The 16,001-nt window shown below is 72.2% G+C and carries 13 protein-coding genes and 1 pseudogene; 6 read left to right on the forward strand and 8 right to left on the reverse strand.

What is annotated here, in order from left to right:
* Nucleotides 1–347 precede the first annotated feature (347 nt).
* Together AB0D49_RS00735 and AB0D49_RS00740 are read right to left on the reverse strand one after the other, a co-directional pair.
* Nucleotides 348–1,745: pseudogene (locus tag AB0D49_RS00735) on the reverse strand (S8 family peptidase); the annotation flags it as partial.
* 571 nt (nucleotides 1,746–2,316) lie between these two features.
* A complete protein-coding gene (locus AB0D49_RS00740) occupies nucleotides 2,317–3,276 on the reverse strand; it encodes an ABC transporter substrate-binding protein (RefSeq protein ID WP_362748460.1) in 960 nt (319 codons plus the stop codon).
* A gap of 526 nt (nucleotides 3,277–3,802) precedes the next feature.
* Here AB0D49_RS00740 and AB0D49_RS00745 point away from each other — a divergent pair.
* From AB0D49_RS00745 to AB0D49_RS00760, 4 genes are read left to right on the forward strand one after another with little or no spacing between them, the layout of a single operon-like run.
* A complete protein-coding gene (locus AB0D49_RS00745) occupies nucleotides 3,803–6,250 on the forward strand; it encodes an ATP-binding protein (RefSeq protein WP_362749290.1) in 2,448 nt (815 codons plus the stop codon).
* Nucleotides 6,247–6,723, forward strand: a complete 477-nt coding sequence (locus AB0D49_RS00750; protein WP_362748463.1) for a roadblock/LC7 domain-containing protein — start codon at nucleotides 6,247–6,249, stop codon at nucleotides 6,721–6,723. The genes AB0D49_RS00745 and AB0D49_RS00750 overlap by 4 nt, the downstream gene beginning before the upstream one ends.
* 44 nt (nucleotides 6,724–6,767) lie before the next feature.
* The gene (locus AB0D49_RS00755) at nucleotides 6,768–7,190 is read left to right on the forward strand and encodes a DUF742 domain-containing protein (protein WP_362748466.1); all 423 of its coding nucleotides are present in this window, start codon (nucleotides 6,768–6,770) and stop codon (nucleotides 7,188–7,190) included.
* Nucleotides 7,177–7,776 carry an ATP/GTP-binding protein gene (locus AB0D49_RS00760; RefSeq protein ID WP_362748469.1) on the forward strand — a complete coding sequence of 200 codons (600 nt, stop codon included), beginning with the start codon at nucleotides 7,177–7,179 and terminating at the stop codon, nucleotides 7,774–7,776. The genes AB0D49_RS00755 and AB0D49_RS00760 overlap by 14 nt, the downstream gene beginning before the upstream one ends.
* 179 nt (nucleotides 7,777–7,955) lie before the next feature.
* On the opposite strand, the gene AB0D49_RS00765 is transcribed toward AB0D49_RS00760, so the two are convergent.
* The 6 genes from AB0D49_RS00765 to AB0D49_RS00790 all read right to left on the reverse strand — a co-directional run bounded on the left by AB0D49_RS00765 (nucleotide 7,956) and on the right by AB0D49_RS00790 (nucleotide 13,536).
* Complete coding sequence (locus AB0D49_RS00765; protein WP_362748472.1) at nucleotides 7,956–8,630, reverse strand: ABC transporter permease; 675 nt, start codon at nucleotides 8,628–8,630, stop codon at nucleotides 7,956–7,958.
* Complete coding sequence (locus AB0D49_RS00770; RefSeq protein WP_362748475.1) at nucleotides 8,627–9,334, reverse strand: ABC transporter permease subunit; 708 nt, start codon at nucleotides 9,332–9,334, stop codon at nucleotides 8,627–8,629. The genes AB0D49_RS00765 and AB0D49_RS00770 overlap by 4 nt, the downstream gene beginning before the upstream one ends.
* Nucleotides 9,331–10,524, reverse strand: a complete 1,194-nt coding sequence (locus AB0D49_RS00775; RefSeq protein ID WP_362748478.1) for an ABC transporter ATP-binding protein — start codon at nucleotides 10,522–10,524, stop codon at nucleotides 9,331–9,333. The genes AB0D49_RS00770 and AB0D49_RS00775 overlap by 4 nt, the downstream gene beginning before the upstream one ends.
* A gap of 194 nt (nucleotides 10,525–10,718) precedes the next feature.
* Complete coding sequence (locus tag AB0D49_RS00780) at nucleotides 10,719–11,441, reverse strand: FAD:protein FMN transferase (RefSeq protein ID WP_362748481.1); 723 nt, start codon at nucleotides 11,439–11,441, stop codon at nucleotides 10,719–10,721.
* Between the two features lies 1 nt (nucleotide 11,442).
* Nucleotides 11,443–12,126, reverse strand: a complete 684-nt coding sequence (locus tag AB0D49_RS00785; protein WP_362748484.1) for an FMN-binding protein — start codon at nucleotides 12,124–12,126, stop codon at nucleotides 11,443–11,445.
* Nucleotides 12,127–12,198: 72 nt separating this feature from the next.
* Nucleotides 12,199–13,536 carry a ferredoxin reductase family protein gene (locus AB0D49_RS00790; protein ID WP_362748486.1) on the reverse strand — a complete coding sequence of 446 codons (1,338 nt, stop codon included), beginning with the start codon at nucleotides 13,534–13,536 and terminating at the stop codon, nucleotides 12,199–12,201.
* A gap of 152 nt (nucleotides 13,537–13,688) precedes the next feature.
* Here AB0D49_RS00790 and AB0D49_RS00795 point away from each other — a divergent pair, with 152 nt between their 5' ends.
* Both AB0D49_RS00795 and AB0D49_RS00800 read left to right on the forward strand, forming a co-directional pair.
* Nucleotides 13,689–14,378, forward strand: coding sequence for a response regulator transcription factor (locus tag AB0D49_RS00795; protein ID WP_362748489.1), 690 nt, complete (start codon nucleotides 13,689–13,691; stop codon nucleotides 14,376–14,378).
* Nucleotides 14,375–15,955, forward strand: coding sequence for a HAMP domain-containing sensor histidine kinase (locus tag AB0D49_RS00800; RefSeq protein WP_362748492.1), 1,581 nt, complete (start codon nucleotides 14,375–14,377; stop codon nucleotides 15,953–15,955). The genes AB0D49_RS00795 and AB0D49_RS00800 overlap by 4 nt, the downstream gene beginning before the upstream one ends.
* Nucleotides 15,956–16,001: the final 46 nt, after the last annotated feature.

Here is a 16,001-nt window from a genome sequence, read left to right on the forward strand (position 1 = left end):
CCCACGCGGTGAGGTGGGGCCCGGCGCCGGTGCCTCCCGGCCCACGCGCGGTGAACGGCCGTTCTCCGCGGGAAGCCGGTACGGCAGCGCACGCGTGTCCCGCCGCCCGGTGCGCGACGAGCGGACCGGCCGCCACCGTGGACGGCGACCGGTCCGCCAGAGCATTCCGAGGTGTCCGGTGGCTCCAGAACTCCGAGGTGTCCGGGGAGCCCTGGGACTCCGGGGTGTCCGGGGAGCCCTGGGACCCCGAGGCGCCCCGGGGGGGGACCCGGGACCCCGAGGTACCCGGGGATACCGGGACACCCGGCACTCCGAGGTGCCCGGTGAGCCCAGGCTCAGCCCGTCTTCACCGCCGTCACCGTCTTCGCCGCGTCGGCCAGCCCGGCGCCGCAGCCGCCCGTGCACGTCCCCGGCAGGGCCCGCGCGTTGGTCTTGATCGCGGACTCGATCTGGGCCGGGGTCAGCGCCGGCTTCGCCGACTTCAGCAGCGCGGCGAGGCCCGCGATGTGCGGCGCGGCCATGCTGGTGCCCTGGTAGGGGACGTACGACTCGGCGCCCGCGGCCTTGGTGCCCGTGTTGAGCGTGGACAGGATGCCGTTGGAGGCGGTCGGGCTGGTCTCGCCGCCGGGGGCCGCGATGTCCACGAGGGCGCCGTAGTTGGAGTAGTAGGCGCGGTTCCCGGTGCGGTCGGTGGCGGCCACGCTGATGACGTTGGCGCAGCTCGCCGGGGAGTAGTTCGCGGCGTTGGCGTTGCTGTTGCCCGCCGCGACGACCACGGTCGTACCGCGTCCGACGGCCGCGTTGATCGCGTTCTGGGTGGCCGTGGTGCAGGCGCCGGGGCCGCCGAGGCTCAGGTTGACGACCTTGGCGACATTCCGGTTGGCGGGGACTCCGGAGACCGTGCCGCCGGATGCCCAGGTGATCGCGTCGATGATGTCGGAGTCGTAGCCGCCGCAGGTGCCGAGCACGCGCAGCGGGGAGACCTTCGCGCCGTAGGCGACTCCGGCGACGCCCTTGGAGTTGTTGGTGACGGCGGCGATCGTCCCGGCGACATGGGTGCCGTGCCAGGAGGAGTCGTAGGCCGGTTCCCCGGCGGCGCACTGGCCCGCGCCGGTCCAGTCGCCCGGGTCGGCGGGGTTGGTGTCCCGGCCGTTGCCGTCGGAGGCGACGGTGGTGTCGGCGATGAAGTCGTAGCCGGTGACGATGTTCGCGGCGAGGTCGGAGTGGGCCACGTACCCGGTGTCGATCACGGCGACCGTGACCCCCGTGCCGGTGGCGAGGTCCCAGGCGCCCGGCAGCCGCATACCCGCGGTGCTCTCGAAGAGGTCCCACTGCTTGGTGTACTCGGTGTCGTTGGGCGTGGCCAGCGGCTTGTTCAGCCGGTCGGGCACGACATAGGCGACCTGGGGGTCGTCCCGGTACTCGGCGACGATGTCGGCGACCTCGGCGCTGGTGGCGTCGGCGGCGAGGCCGACGAGGGCGGCGCCGGTGCCGAGGCGGCGCTCGAAGTCGAGCGGCTCGCCGGTCTGTTCGCCCTTGGCGGCGGCGTCGGCGGAGGCGGCGGCGTCGGAGGTGGCCTCGGTGGCGCCGGTCTCGTACCCGACGATCAGCCGCTCGGCGGGGGTGCCGGGGGCGGCCTCGGTGGCGGCGGTGGGGACGGGCGCGGGGTCGGGGGCGTTCACCGCGGCGGTGGGGCCGGCGGTGACCAGGGCCGCGGCGAGCGCGGCGACGGATATCGCCGACATCGCGGCGGCCCGTCCGTGGGAGGAGGTGTGCACGGTGTTGCCTTTCGGTGGCCGGCTCCGGACAGCGCGGAGCACGGCGGTCGAGGCGCTTGACGGACGCGTGGACGCGCCGCCGAAGCGGGTGGGGGTTGTTTCCCGGGGAAAAGCGGTGGGGGCGCTCGCGGAGAAAGAGCGGTGGGGCTGCGGAGAACTCCGGGAAACGGAGCGCTCCGGGAAATCACGGGCCGCCGGAAAAGAGCGCGCTTCCGGAAAAGGGCGCGCCGGGCGGTCCGCCGCTCCGACCGGGGGTTACCCGTCGGTAAGGCGGTGGTGGAACGATAAACACGCCCGGGGCCGCCGGGATACAGGGGAAACCCTCGATCCCGTGGACCGCCCCTTCTCGTCCGGGTCCCATCCGGGCCGTAACCCGGACGAACTCCCGCCGGGCGCGGCGGGGGCACACAGGAAAGGGCGGTGCCGCCGAGGCGTTTCCGCCCCGATGACACCGCCCGCACCGCATCGGACCGGCCCGGCCCGCCGGCCTGACCCGTCCGCCGCGCCGTACCCGGCGCTTACCGTGCGCGTCCGGCCGTCAGATCAGCCCCGCCGACTTCAGCCACTCCTGGGCCACGTCCAGCGGGTCCTTGTTCTCCAGCTGGACCTGGGAGTCGAGTTCGAGCAGCGTCGCGGTGTCCAGCTTGGCGGAGACCGCGTCCAGCGCGGCCACGCCCTCCTGGGACAGCCCCGACTTGTGCACCAGCGGGGTGACGTTGGCGAACCCGAAGAGGTTCTTCGGGTCCTGGAGGACCACGAACCCCTCCTTCTTGATGGTCGGGTCCGTGGTGAAGATGTCGGCCGCCTGCACGGTGTTCTTGGTCAGCGCGGCCTGGGTGAGCGGGCCACCGGCGTCCAGCGCCTTGAAGGACTTGAACTTCAGGCCGTACTCCTCCTCCAGGCCGGGCAGGCCCTGGCGGCGGGTCTGGAACTCGGGCGAGCCGCCGATGACCATCTCGGGGGCTATGTCCTTGAGGTCGGCGAGGGTGGACTCGGCGGTCAGACCGTATTTCTCGGCGGTCTCGGCGTTGACCGACACCGAGTCCTTGTCCTCCGCCGGGGAGGACTCCAGCAGCGTCAGCTTGCTGTCCAGCTTGGTCTTGACGGCCGCGTTGACCGCGTCGACCGACTCCTGCGCGGCCTCCGCGTCGAGGTACGACAGCAGGGCGCCGTTGTACTCGGGCAGCACCGTGATGGTGCCGTTCTCCAGCAGACCGTAGGTGGTCTCCCGGCTGCCGATGTTGGGCCGGTACTCGACCTCGATGCCCTTGGCCTTGAGCGCCTCGCCGTAGATGTCGGCGAGCAGGATGCTCTCGGCGAAGTTGTTGGAGCCGACGACGACGGTGCCGCTGTCCGCGCCACCGCCCTCCGCCAGCGGGTCGGAGGAGTCGTCGGACGAACCACAGCCCGCGACGAGCGCCGCCACGACGGCGAGCGCGGCGGCTGCCGCGCCGGGGTGTCTCGTACGGGTCCAGCTGCTCTTCGCGGTAGAAGTCACGATTTCCGTTCCGTGCTCGGAGAGGGGGATGGACTGTCGATGGAACCGCCGGTCGCGCATGGCGTTTTCTGATCCAATCCAGCCGCTTCTGGCGCAGTCAAGTGCCGCCATGGTCACCAAGCGGTTTCGAAACGTAATCGCTTGTGAAGGACGCGCGGACAACGCGCCACCGACTCGCAGCAGGTTGTAACGGATTCTTGACTTCCGGCCGCCAGGCGATCACCGCAAGAGGAGGTAGTCTCCCCGGAGTTGGCGGACGTCACACAGGCATACGAATGCCGCTTCCGTGTCGCTCCCCGCAGATGCCCGCACTCGTCACCACTCACCTCACCCCTCGCTCTCCCCTCTCACCATCAGCCGTTAAAAGCCGTCATAAGACGACTTCGACCGGTCGGATTCGGTCCTCGGTCGTTCTGTGACAGTCATGTGAATTCTTCGCGCGCGACACCTTGGAGGAGGCCCGGTGGCCACTGGAGGAGGCCCGGAGTCCACGACCGGACGGGGCGACGCGCCGACCCCTCGGCGGCTGCGCGACCTCGTCGTCCGCTGGCCGTTCCGGCGCAAGCTGAACGTACTGGTCGGTGTCCCGCTCGCCGGACTGGCCGTCCTGCTCTCCTATCTGATCGCCGGACAGGTCGCCCAGGCCCGGGACGCGGCCGAGGCCGCCCAACTGGTCCGGGACAGCACCCAGGTCGCGGAGCTGGTGGACCGGGTGCAGACCGAGCACCAGCAGGCGATCCTGCTCTCGGTGCGGTTCGAGGCGATCGGCACCAACCAGTCCGCCGCCGCCTACCGGGTCGCCCAGAGTGCGGTGGACGAGCAGCTGGACCGGGTCCGCGACACCTTCGGCGACCGGCTGCCGGAGGGCACCGCCCGTGCGATGCGCGAGATCAGCGGCCTCGCCACCCTGCGGGACACCATCGAGCAGGGCTATCTGCCGGCCGACAACATCGACCCCGCGTACACCAATGTCGCCAAGGCGCTGATCGACGGGCTCGGCCTCGACCGCAACTCGGCGCTCGCCGCCACCTTCACCGGCAATCTGCTGGACTCGCTGCTGCGCGCCGACACCGCGCACGCCGCCTTCGAGACCGGCGTGTTCTCGGCGGCCACCGGTGACTCCAACGCGCAGATCCAGTTCATCGGCGCGGTCGGCGCCCAGGAGCTCTACCGCCACCAGGCGGAACGGTTCGCCATGTTCGCCTCCGAGGAGCAGGCCGCCGAGCTGTCCGGTATCGAGCACAGCTCCGCGCAGGCCGCCATCGAGCTGGAGTTCGCGGAGCAGCAGATCGATCCCAGCGGACTCCAGGCGGAGACGCCGCAGGAGATCCGCGACTCCTTCACCCAGGCGCTCGCCGCCTTCCCCACCTACCGTGAGCAGTCCCAGGTCCGGCTGGAGATCACCGCCTCGCTGATCGACCAGATCGCCGACCGGGCCGACGCCGCCTCCACCGACGCCTGGTGGAACGCGGGCTGGCTGCTGGGCGCCGCGCTGCTCGGCTACGGGCTGTGGCTCGGGCTGTCGGTGGCGGTGCGCCGCTCGGTGGTGCGCCCGGTGCTGGCGCTGACCGGGGCGGCCCAGGAGGTCTCCGAGGCCGCCGCCCGCGAACTGGCCCGGGTCGCCGACGACGACACCGAGGACGAGGGCCCGCCGCTGCTGCGGGACATGCCGGTCACCGCCCGCGACGAGATCGGCGAGCTGGCCGACGCCTTCAACCGGGTGCAGACCACCGCCGTCGCGCTGCTGGAGCGGCAGGTCCTCAGCCGCCGCAATGTCGCCGAGATGTTCGGCAACGTCGGCCGCCGGGTCAGCAACCTCACCACCCGGCAGCTGGCCCTGATCGACGCCGTCGAGCGCGGCGAGACCGACCCGGAGCTGCTGGAGCGGCTCTACCGCATCGACCACATCGCGGTCCGGCTGCGCCGCAACGCCGACAGCCTGATGCTGCTGGCCGGGCTGCGCGAGACGGTCCTCGCCTCCGGCCCGACCGCGCTCACCAATGTCGTACGGGCCGCGCTCGGCCAGATCGAGGGCTATCAGCGGGTCGAACTGCACGCCGGGACCGAGGTGATGGTCGAGCCCGACATCATCGGCGACCTGACCCTGATGGTGGCCGAGCTGCTGGAGAACGCGGTGGCGTTCTCCCCGGCGGGCAGCCCCGTCGAGGTCACCGTGCGCACCGGCGCGGCGGGCGGCGCCACCATCACCGTCGCCGACCACGGTCTGGGCATGAGCGCCGAGCGGCTCGCCGAGGAGAACGCCCGGCTGGTACGGCGCGAACGGCTGGACCTGGTCCCCACCAAGGTGCTCGGCCTGTTCGTGGTCGGCACACTCGCCCGGCGCTGGGAGGTCGAGGTCACGCTGAGCCGCACCCTGGGCGGCGGCGTCACCGCCGGGATCGGCATCCCGGCCGCCCTGCTGCTGACGATGAGCGCGGTGGGCGCGGACACCGGCGACCGGGCTGACCGGGCCGACCGGGACAAGTCACCGGGTACGGTCCCGGAGGCCGCGTCGGCACCGGGCTCCGGGGAGTCCGGGCCGCGGCCCGCCGCCGCGCTGCCCGCCGGGCCCGACGCCGAGGCGCCACTGCCCCGCCGGGTCCCCCGCCGCGACCCGGCCCCCGACGAACCCGCGCTGATCCCCAAGGCCCGCACCGGCGAACCACCGTCCGCCGCCACCGGGGACACCGCCGCGCGTCCGCTACGCCGCCGGGTGCGGGGCGCGACCCTGCGCACCACCTCCGGCACCGACGCCGACCGCCGCCCCACCGCCACCGCGCCCGCCGACGCCGACGCCGTACGCGACGCGCTGGACGAGTTCGAGGCGGCGATCGAGCGGGCGCACCGGGACAGCGCGAACGGCACCGCCGCAGGTACCGACGCCGGACCCGCGTCAGCCCCCCGGTCCGACGCGACCACCGAATCCACCCCCCAGCACCAGCAGCATCACCTCCCGGAAGGAGCGGAGCAGTGAGTACGTCGACAGGTGGCACTCCGGCGCGGGGCGCCACGCCGGACGAACTGCGGGCCGCAGCCGCCGACTTCACCTGGCTGCTCAACCGCTTCGCGACGGAGACGGCGGGTGTCGTGGACGCCATCGCGGTCTCCTCCGACGGTCTGCTGATCGCGGTGGCCCAGCTCCGCGAACGCGCGCACTCCGAGCGGCTCGCGGCGATCGTCTCCGGACTGACCAGCCTCGCCGCCGGGGCCTCCGGCAACTACGGGCTGGGCGCCCTCAACAAGGTCATCATCGATCTGGAGGGCGGCCATGTGCTGGTCTCCGCGATCGGCAGCGGTGCCGTGCTCGGCGTGGTCGCCGACAAGGAGGCCAAGCTGGGCAACATCGCCTACGAGATGACGCTGTTCGCCAACCGGGCCGGTGCCGCGCTCAGTCCGCAGCTGGTGCTGGAGCTGAAGAACACGGTCGGCGTCGCGCCGGCCGGCTGACCGGCCGCGCCGCCCCCCTGACGGCAAAAGAGGAGAGAGCAGTCATGGCGGACGGCCGCAGCCCAGGTGCACCGGGTCCGGACCCGGTGGAACCGGTCGCCGCGGTACGGCCGTTCCTGGTCACCGCGGGCCGGGTGGCGGGTACGGCCACCGGCCGGACGATGCCCGTCGAGACCCAGGTGATCGCCACCGCCGGGGGTCTCGCCGCGCTCGGCCGGCTCTCCTTCGAGAACCATGACATCGTCGCCGCGTGCGCGGTGCCGCAGTCGATCGCCGAGCTGGCGTCCCGGCTGAAGCTGCATCTGAACGTGGTCCGGGTCCTCGCCGAGGATCTGCGGACCGAGGGGCTGCTGGCGGTGCACGTGCCCGACACCGCCGCCACCCATGACGCATCCGTGCTGCGCAGGGTCATCGACGGCCTGCGGGCCATTCCCGACTCCCGAGGGGTACTCCGTGACACCGACTGACCGTCTCGCCGTCGGCACGGCCGGGCAGACCGCGGTACGCCCGCCGCTGCCGGTCAAAATGGTGATCGCGGGCGGGTTCGGGGTGGGCAAGACCACCACCGTCGGCGCGATCTCCGAGATCGAGCCGCTCACCACCGAGGCCGCCATCACCGAGGTCGCGGCGGGGGTGGACGATCTGAGCCACACCCCGCGCAAGACGACCACCACGGTCGCGATGGACTTCGGGTGCATCACCATCGACCCGACGCTGAAGCTGTATCTGTTCGGGACGCCCGGACAGGAGCGGTTCGGGTTCATGTGGGACGACATCGTGGAGGGGGCGGTGGGGGCGCTCGTCATCGTGGACACGCGGCGGCTGGACGACTGCTATGCCGCGGTGGACTACTTCGAGCATCGGCGGATTCCGTTCGCTGTCGCGGTGAACGCGTTCGACGGGACCGTGGAGCATGCGATGGAGGAGGTGCGGTGGGCGTTGGACGTGGCTGAGCGGGTTCCTGTGGTCGTTTTTGATGCGCGTGAGCGGGGTTCTGTTCGGGATGCGCTGCTTGTTGTGCTGGAGCTGGCGTTGGAGCGGGCGGAGGGGTAGGGGTGGGGGGTCTGGTGCGGGTGGGTGGGGGCTGGTCGCGCAGTTCCTCCCCCAGAGGGGGTACCCCCAGCGCCCCTGAGTACCTCTCCTTGGCCTGCGTGATCAGGGGCCGTTCCTCTTGGCCGCCGAAAAGATTGCGCAGTTCCCCGCGCCCCTAAAAGCAGAGCCCCCCCTCTTACTTACACAGTGCCCGGACGTCGTACCCCCCTCGATACCGTCAGTTTTGCCACCGTCCAGAACAGGGCCAGGGTCACCAACGCCATCACCGCCACCAGCGTCGCGCCGCCCACCACCTTCTCGTAGTCGCGTTGGTAGAGGCCGTCCACGATGTAGCGGCCCAGGCCGCCGAAGCTGACGTACGCGGCGATCGTGGCCGTGGAGACGATCTGGATGGCCGCCGAGCGCAGGCCGCTGAGGATGAGCGGGAGGGCGACCGGGATCTCCACCCGGAACAGGATCGCGGGTTCGGCCATGCCCATGCCGCGGGCCGCGTCCACCGGCGCCGGGTCGACCGAGCGGACCGCCTCGTACGTGGTGACCAGGATCGGGGGGATCGCGAGGACCACCAGGGGGATCATCACGGGGGCCAGGCCCAGGCCCAGCAGGACGAACATCAGGACCATCAGGCCGAAGCTGGGCAGCGCGCGGGCGGCCGTGGCGATCAGGGCGAGGGTGTTGCCGCCCCGGCCGGTGTGCCCGGTGATCAGGCCGACCGGCAGCCCGACGGCGGCGGCGATGCCGAGCGCCAGCAGGGTGTACCGGACGTGTTCGAGGACCCGGGTCGGGATCCCGTCGTAGCCCTTCCACTGGGCGCTGTCGCTGAAGAAGGCGTCGATGAAGTGGAGGATGTTCATGAGGCGGCTTCCTCCAGGGCGGCGCCGGCCGGTTTCCGGGCGTGGGTCTTGGCGGTGCCCGCGCCGCCGCGCGGCATCCATGGGGTCAGCAGCAGCCGCAGCCCGATCAGGGCCGCGTCCACCAGGACGGCGAGCACGGCCGTGCCGATGACGGACAGCCAGATCAGCCGGGGCTGGTTGTAGATCATGCCGCTGTTGAGGAGGTTGCCCAGCGCGCCCTGGTTGCCGATCAGCATCCCGACACTGACCAGGGAGATGCTGGACACGGACGCGACCCGCAGCCCGGCGATGATGGCGGGCGCGGCGATCGGCAGCTGCACCTGGAGGTAGCGGCGGACCGGGCCGATGCCCATGGCGGTGGCGGCGTCCAGCGTCTCGCGCGGCACCGAGCGCACCCCGTCGACGATCGCGGGCACGAACACCACCAGGCTGTAGACGGCCAGCGGGATCATCACGGTGGTCTCGCTGAGCCCGGTGTAGTCGATGAGGACGACGAAGAAGGCGAGCGAGGGGATGGCGTAGAGGACCGTGGTGATCCACAGGACGGGCGGGTACAGCCAGCGCAGCCGGACGCAGAGCTGGGCGACGGGCAGCGCCACCAGCAGACCGATGAGGACCGGTACGAGGGCGTTGCGCAGATGCAGGCCGATGAGTCCCCAGTAGGTGTTCTGGAGGTCGCTCGGCATGTCGAAGAGGCCGTTCACGGGGTGACCTTCCCGGTCTTCGCCGGATGCGCGGTCTTCTCGGTCTTCTCGGTGCGCGGGCCCGGCGTCCGGGCCGTGCCGTCGCCGCTCTTGGCGTGTTCGCCGCGGATGGTGTCGCCGATGGTGGCCTGGGACACCACACCGGTGGCGCGGCCCTCGGTGTCCACGGCGACGGCCCAGCCGGTCGGGGAGAGCACGGCGGCGTCCAGCGCGGCGCGCAGCGAGTCCCCGGCTGGGTGGAAGGGATGGCCGTAGGGCAGCAGCTTCTCGGGGCGGATCTGGCCGGCGGTGAGATCGCCGCGTACGGCCCAGCCGAGGGGGCGGCCGTCGAGGTCGGTGACCAGCAGATAGGGCACGTCCTCGGCGTCGCGGGCGGCGAGCTGCTCGGCGGTGGCGTCGACGGCGACGATCGGCGTGGTGAGCAGCGGCAGTCCGGCGGACGGGAAGAAGGAGAGCCTGCGGACGCCCCGGTCGGCGCCCAGGAAGTCCTCGACGAAGTCGTCGGCGGGGTGCGAGAGCAGCTCGGCGGGCGGCGCGAACTGGGCGAGCTGTCCACCGGTGCGCAACACGGCGACCAGGGTGCCCAGCTTGACGGCCTCGTCGATGTCATGGGTGACGAAGACGATGGTCTTGCCCAACTCGGCCTGGAGGCGCAGCAGTTCGTCCTGGAGTCCCTTGCGGACGATCGGGTCGACGGCGGAGAACGGCTCGTCCATCAGCAGGACGGGCGGGTCGGCGGCGAGGGCGCGGGCCACACCGACGCGCTGCTGCTGGCCACCGGAGAGCTGGTAGGGGTAGCGACGGGCGAGGGCGGCGTCGAGGCCGACGCGCTCCATCAGCTCCCGGGCGCGGGCGCGGGCCTTGTCCTTGCTCCAGCCGAGCAGCCGGGGCACGGTGGCGATGTTGTCGACGATCGTGCGGTGCTGGAACAGGCCCGCGTTCTGGATGACGTATCCCATGGAGCGGCGCAGGGTGTTGACCGGCTGCTGGGTGATGTCGGTGCCGTCGATGAGGATGGTGCCCTCGCTGGGCTCGACCATCCGGTTGATCATGCGCAGGGTGGTGGTCTTGCCGCAGCCCGAGGGGCCGACCAGGACGGTGATGGAGCGGTCCGGTATGTCCAGGGAGAGCCGGTCGACCGCCACCGTGCCGTCCGGATACCGCTTGGTGACTGAATCTATCCGTATCAAAGCGCCGAATACCCTTCGGGTTTGGCAGGTGCTGAGCGCGTTCACGCACGTGGTGCGCGGTCTCGGCCGGTCGCGGAGAGAGTCTAGACCGGTTGTGTTGCGGAAACTTGGCGGAAGCCCACCGTTTTCCGACCGTAACGGTAGGACAACCGTCCCTTCGCACACGAGAAGCACCTGATTCGGCCACCGGATCGTCACACGGCGACGGGCAGCCCCTCGGTCCTGCGCACCCGCCGGAGCCCGTCCACCGCGAACACCTCGCACCCGGTCCGTCCGGCGGCCCAGGCGATCCCGTCCGCGCCCATCGCGAACGCCGCCGTGGCCGTGACGTCCGCCTCGGTCAGGGTGGGCGCCACCACGGTCAGGCTGAGCAGTCCGGTCGCGGGGCGCCCGGTGCGGCCGTCGAGGATGTGGTCGCCGCGTGCGTAGCGCGCCGAGGTGGCCACCGCGCCGTGCTCGATCTCCAGCACCACACACACCTGGTCGGCGATCTCGGGATGGCGCACCCCGACCCGCCAAGGTCCCCCGGCGGCCACCACATCGCCCCCGGCGTTCAGACAGAACCGGCGCACCCCGGCCCCGTGCAGCAGTCGCGCCGCCCGCTGCACGGACCAGCCCTTCACCACCGCGCACGGATCGAGCCCGCGCCCCGGCAGCCGTACGTCGAAGGCGCCGCCGGTCTCCCGCCGGTAGCGCTCCGCGACGGACAGCACCTCCGCGAGGTCCGCGCTGACACCGTCCGCCGCGATCTCGCCCCGGCCGAGCCGGCTGACCTCGCTGTCCGGCCGGAACGGGCTGAACCGGCGGTCGGTCTCGCGCAGTCCGTCGAACACCGCGTCGGCGAGCCCCTCGGGCACCTCCTCGTCGTCGATCCGCAGCGACACCGGGAACCCCATCACCTGCTCGACGCGGTGCACGTCAGACGCCCTTCGCGTCGAGCACGGCCTGCAACGACTCCTTGTAGGCGTCGCTGGTGATCGTCGCCCCGGACACGGTGTCGATGTCCGCGCCCTGCGCCGACAGCGTCTCCTCGATCAGCGTCGGCACCGCCGCCTCCGTCTGCGGATGATCGGGCTGCTGGAGCATCCGCACGGCGCTGATGGTGTCGCCCTCGAAGGTCACCTCCACCTGGACCGGTCCCTTGTCGGTGGTGACCGTCGGTCCCGCGAGGACCTCGGCGGCCGGCTCCGTGGCCGGCGGGTCGGGGGCGGCTGCCCGCTCGTCCAGCGCGGCCTGCAAGGACTCCTTGTACGCCTCGCTGGTCATCGTCGCCCCGGACACGGTGTCGATGTCCGCGCCCTGCGCCGACAGCGTCTCCTCGATCAGCGTCGGCACGGCCGCCTCCGTCTGCGGATGGTTCGGCTGCTGGAGCAGCCGCACCGCGCTGATCCGGTCCCCCTCGAAGGTCACCTCCACCTGCACGGGGCCCTGCTCGGTGGCGACGACCGGTCCGGTGAGGACGGTGGCGCCCGGGGCGGTCGCGGCGGGAGCGGGGGCGGGGGCGGCCTCGACGGTGGTGGTGTCGCCGTGCGAGGGGGCGTAGCGCCAGACGGGGATCAGCCCGGCGACGGTCAGGGCCAGGACGGGCAGTACTCGCTTCACGGACGGTTCCTTGTCGTACGACGCTTCACGGGGCGCTTCCTTCTCGTGCTCGTACCGGAGGTGGGGGGTGGGTCAGCCGGCCAGGCTGAAGCGTTCGAAGTGGATCTGCGGCCGGGGCACGCCCAGGGTCCGCAGATGTCCGATGACGGCCGTGGTCATGCCGGGCGGGCCGCACACGTACACATCGCGTCCGGCGATGTCCGGGACCAGCCGGGCGAGCGCCTCGGGGGCCAGCGGGTCCGGTGCGATCGGGCCGCTGACCAGGTGCAGTTCGGCGCCCCGGTCCAGGGCGAGGCCGCGCAGCTCGTCGTAGAGGACGGCGTCCTTGTCGCTGGCGACGCGGTAGACGACCACGGTGTGGCCGCGCAGCTCCTCCAGCAGGGCGCGGATCGGGGTGACGCCGACGCCCCCGGCGATCAGTACGGCGTCGGGGCGGGTGCGGTGCAGGGCGGTGAAGGCGCCGTAGGGGCCCTCGGCGAAGACCCGGGTGCCGGGCTCCAGCCGGCGCAGGGCGGCGCTGCCCGCGCCGGTGGCCTTGGCGGTGAGGCGCAGGGTGCGGCCGTCGGGCGCGGCCGACAGGGAGAACGGGTTGGCCTGCCACCAGCGGTCGCGGGTGAGGAACCGCCACAGGAAGAACTGCCCGGCGCGGGCGGGCAGCCGGTCCAGGTCGCGGCCGGTCATGTACACCGAGACGACGGTGTCCGACTCGGGGACCACGGCGGTGACGACCAGCCGGTGCCGCCAGTTGCGCCACAGCGGCAGCACCACCCGGCCGACGAGCACCGCGCCGAGCGCGCCGCCCCACAGCAGATACCAGTACGCGGTGGCGAGGGCCGAGGAGGCGAAGGATGTCCCGACGGCGACCTGGTGGGTGAAGGCGAGGACCACCGCGAGGTAGGTGTAGAGGTGGATGAAGTGCCAGGTCTCGTAGGCGAGGCGGCGCCGGGCCCAGCGCGCGGAGACCGCGCCGACCAGGAGGATCAGGACCAGCGCCACGGTCGCCCGGAGCACGCCCTCCACGGTCTCGGCGAGGTCGACGAGCTGGTTCACCGGGTCGAGGCCGGAGGACCGGGCGTAGCCGAAGACGATGAAGACGGTGTGGCCGAGCAGCAGCCACAGCAGGGCGAAGCCGGTCCAGCGGTGCCAGTTGGTGAGCCGGTCCATACCGATCCGGCGGTCCAGCCAGGGCAGCCGGGCCACCAGCAGCAGCTGGAACGCCATCAGCAGACCGGCGTACAGGCCGGTGAGGCGGCCCAGCACGATCAGCGCGTTGGAGGCGAAACCGCCCTGGACGAAGAAGTAGGCCACGACGGCGGCGTTGGCGGCGAGAACGGTGTACAGCCCGGTGCGGGCCACGACTTTCGGCCGTACACCCGTGGTGGGGGCGCGATGGGATGCGACGGTCGGCACGGACGGCAGCTCCTTGCTCGGGTCTGGGAACACCGAGCTTGGCCGGAGGGAGCTGTCGATCCCCTGTCGGACGACTTTCAACTGGTTATCGATCGCCTCCGGGCCCGTCCCGGGGTCTGGCGCGGACGGCCGGTTGGCGCAGTATGGGACGCGTGGACAAAGTTCGAGTGCTGGTCGTGGACGACGACCCGCCCATCGCCGACCTGGTGGCGACCGTGGCGCGCTACGAGGGCTGGGACGCGCTGACGGCCAACTCCGGCGAGGACGCGCTGCGGCTCGCCGGTGAGTTCCGGCCGGACATCGTGGTCCTGGACCTGATGCTGCCGGACGTGGACGGCTTCGGTGTGCTGGACCGGCTGCGCCGCTCCGGCACGATGGTGCCGGTGGTGTTCCTGACCGCCCGCGACGGGGTCGCGGACCGGGTGGCGGGACTGACCCGGGGCGGTGACGACTACCTGGTCAAACCGTTCGCCGTGGAGGAGCTGATGGCCCGGCTGCGGACCGTGCTGCGGCGCAGCGCGGGCCCCGGCTTCCAGCGCTCGGTGCTGCGCGTCGGGGACCTCAGCATGGACGAGGACACCCGCGAGGTGCGCCGCGCCGACAAGCTGCTCACCCTCACCCCCACCGAGTACGAGGTGCTGCGCTATCTGATGCGCCGCTCCCCCACCGTGCTCACCAAGGCGCAGATCCTCGACCATGTCTGGGAGTACGGCTTCGGCGGGCGGTCGAACGTGGTGGAGCTGGTGGTCAGCAGGTTGCGCCGGAAGCTGGACGACACCGGTGACCCGCTGATCCACACGGTCCGCGGCTTCGGCTATGTGATCCGGCAGGCCGCCGGGTGAGCCGGGTCCTCGGCCGGATCCGGCACATCTACGGCAGGCTGCGGCTGGGCACCCGGCTGGCGCTGGGCCTGGGCGCCCTGTCCCTGGTGGTGTTCGCGGTGGTCGGCACGGTCCTGACCACGTACATGCACGACTATCTGGAGACCCAGCTCGCCGATCGGATGGAGTCGGCGCAGGTGGTCCAGGCGGAGGACGCGGTCGAACACGGGGCGGTGCAGCGCGAGACGTACATCGGCTGGTACCAGGCGGTGTACGACGTCTCCGGCGGGGAGCCGCAGGTACGGTCGCCGTCCGCGCTGCCCGAGGACACCTCCGCGTTCGCCGGGCTGGCCGGGCAGCTCGTCCGCGACCGGGCCGAGGACGCCTACGCGACCCGGACCATCGACGGGGAGGGCACCTACCGGCTACGCGCCTGCGAGGTCCAGCCGGGGGTGGTGCTGGTGACGGCGGCGCCGCTGCACGACATCGAGAACACCGTGACCCGGCTGGTCACGGTCCAGGTGATCGCGTTCGCGGTGGCGCTGCTGGCGCTGGTGGTGTTCGGCCGGCGGATGCTGCGGCGCGGGCTGAAGCCGCTGAGCGACATGGCGTCCACCGCGCACGGCATCGCCTCGCACGATCTGAGCGAGTCGGCGGCCCGGCTGCCGCTGCGCGCGGACCGGCGGGGCGGTGGTCCTGAGGTGGAGGAGCTGCGCACCGCGTTCAACACCATGCTGGAGCACATCGACGACTCGCTGGCGGTACGGGCGGAGGCGGAGCAGCGGCTGCGCCGGTTCGTCGCGGACGCCTCGCACGAGCTGCGCACCCCGCTGATGTCGGTGCGCGGCTACGCGGATCTGTTCCAGTACGCGGCGGCGAACGCCCCCGAGGAGCGGGACCGGCATCTGTCCCGGCTGCGCGCGGAGGCCGCCCGGATGGGAGTGCTGCTGGACGATCTGCTGATGCTGGCCCGGCTGGACGCGGCGGAGGTGGCGGCGCCGCTGCGGCTGGCACCGGCGGATCTGGTGGAGCTGGTGCGGCAGGCGGCGGACGCGTTCGAGGCGACCCGGCCGGAGCATCCGCTGACCGTGACGACCGGTCCGGGTCCGGTGCGACTCGCGGTGGACGCCCCGCGGCTGCGCCAGGTCCTGGACAATCTGCTGGCCAACGCGGCGGTGCACACCCCGCCGGGGACCCGGGTGGCGGTGGCCGTGACGGCGGCGGACGGGGAGGCGCGGGTGAGCGTCACCGACAGCGGGCCGGGGATTCCGGCGGCCGACCGGGAGCGGGTGTTCGACCGGTTCTACCGGATCGACAAGGCCCGCAGCCGGGACCGGGGCGGCAGCGGCCTCGGCCTGTCGGTGGCGGGCGCCCTGGTCCGGGCACACGGCGGCACGATCGAACTGACCAGCAGCCCGGGACGGACGGTCTTCACGGTACGGCTGCCGCTGGGGGAGGAGCGGGACGAGCGGGGGGACTGGGAGGGCCGGGAGGGCCGGGAGGACATGGAGTGCCGGGCGGACGGCGACGTTCCGGTTCCCTCGACGGCGGGGGACCCTGCGGAACGGCCGCAGCCGCAGCCATCGGGCCGACGCTGACGGAGGGCGGGGACGCGCTGACGGACGGCGGACGCGGGCCGGAAGA

Source organism: Streptomyces sp. NPDC048290 (assembly GCF_040652095.1).
Lineage (GTDB): Bacteria > Actinomycetota > Actinomycetes > Streptomycetales > Streptomycetaceae > Streptomyces.

What these genes read in the sequence shown, in the direction of transcription:
- AB0D49_RS00765 (WP_362748472.1), bottom strand. Translation starts at nt 8,630, where the DNA reads ATGAACATCCTCCACTTCATCGACGCCTTCTTCAGCGACAGCGCCCAG.
- AB0D49_RS00755 (WP_362748466.1), top strand. Translation starts at nt 6,768, where the DNA reads ATGGCGGACGGCCGCAGCCCAGGTGCACCGGGTCCGGACCCGGTGGAA.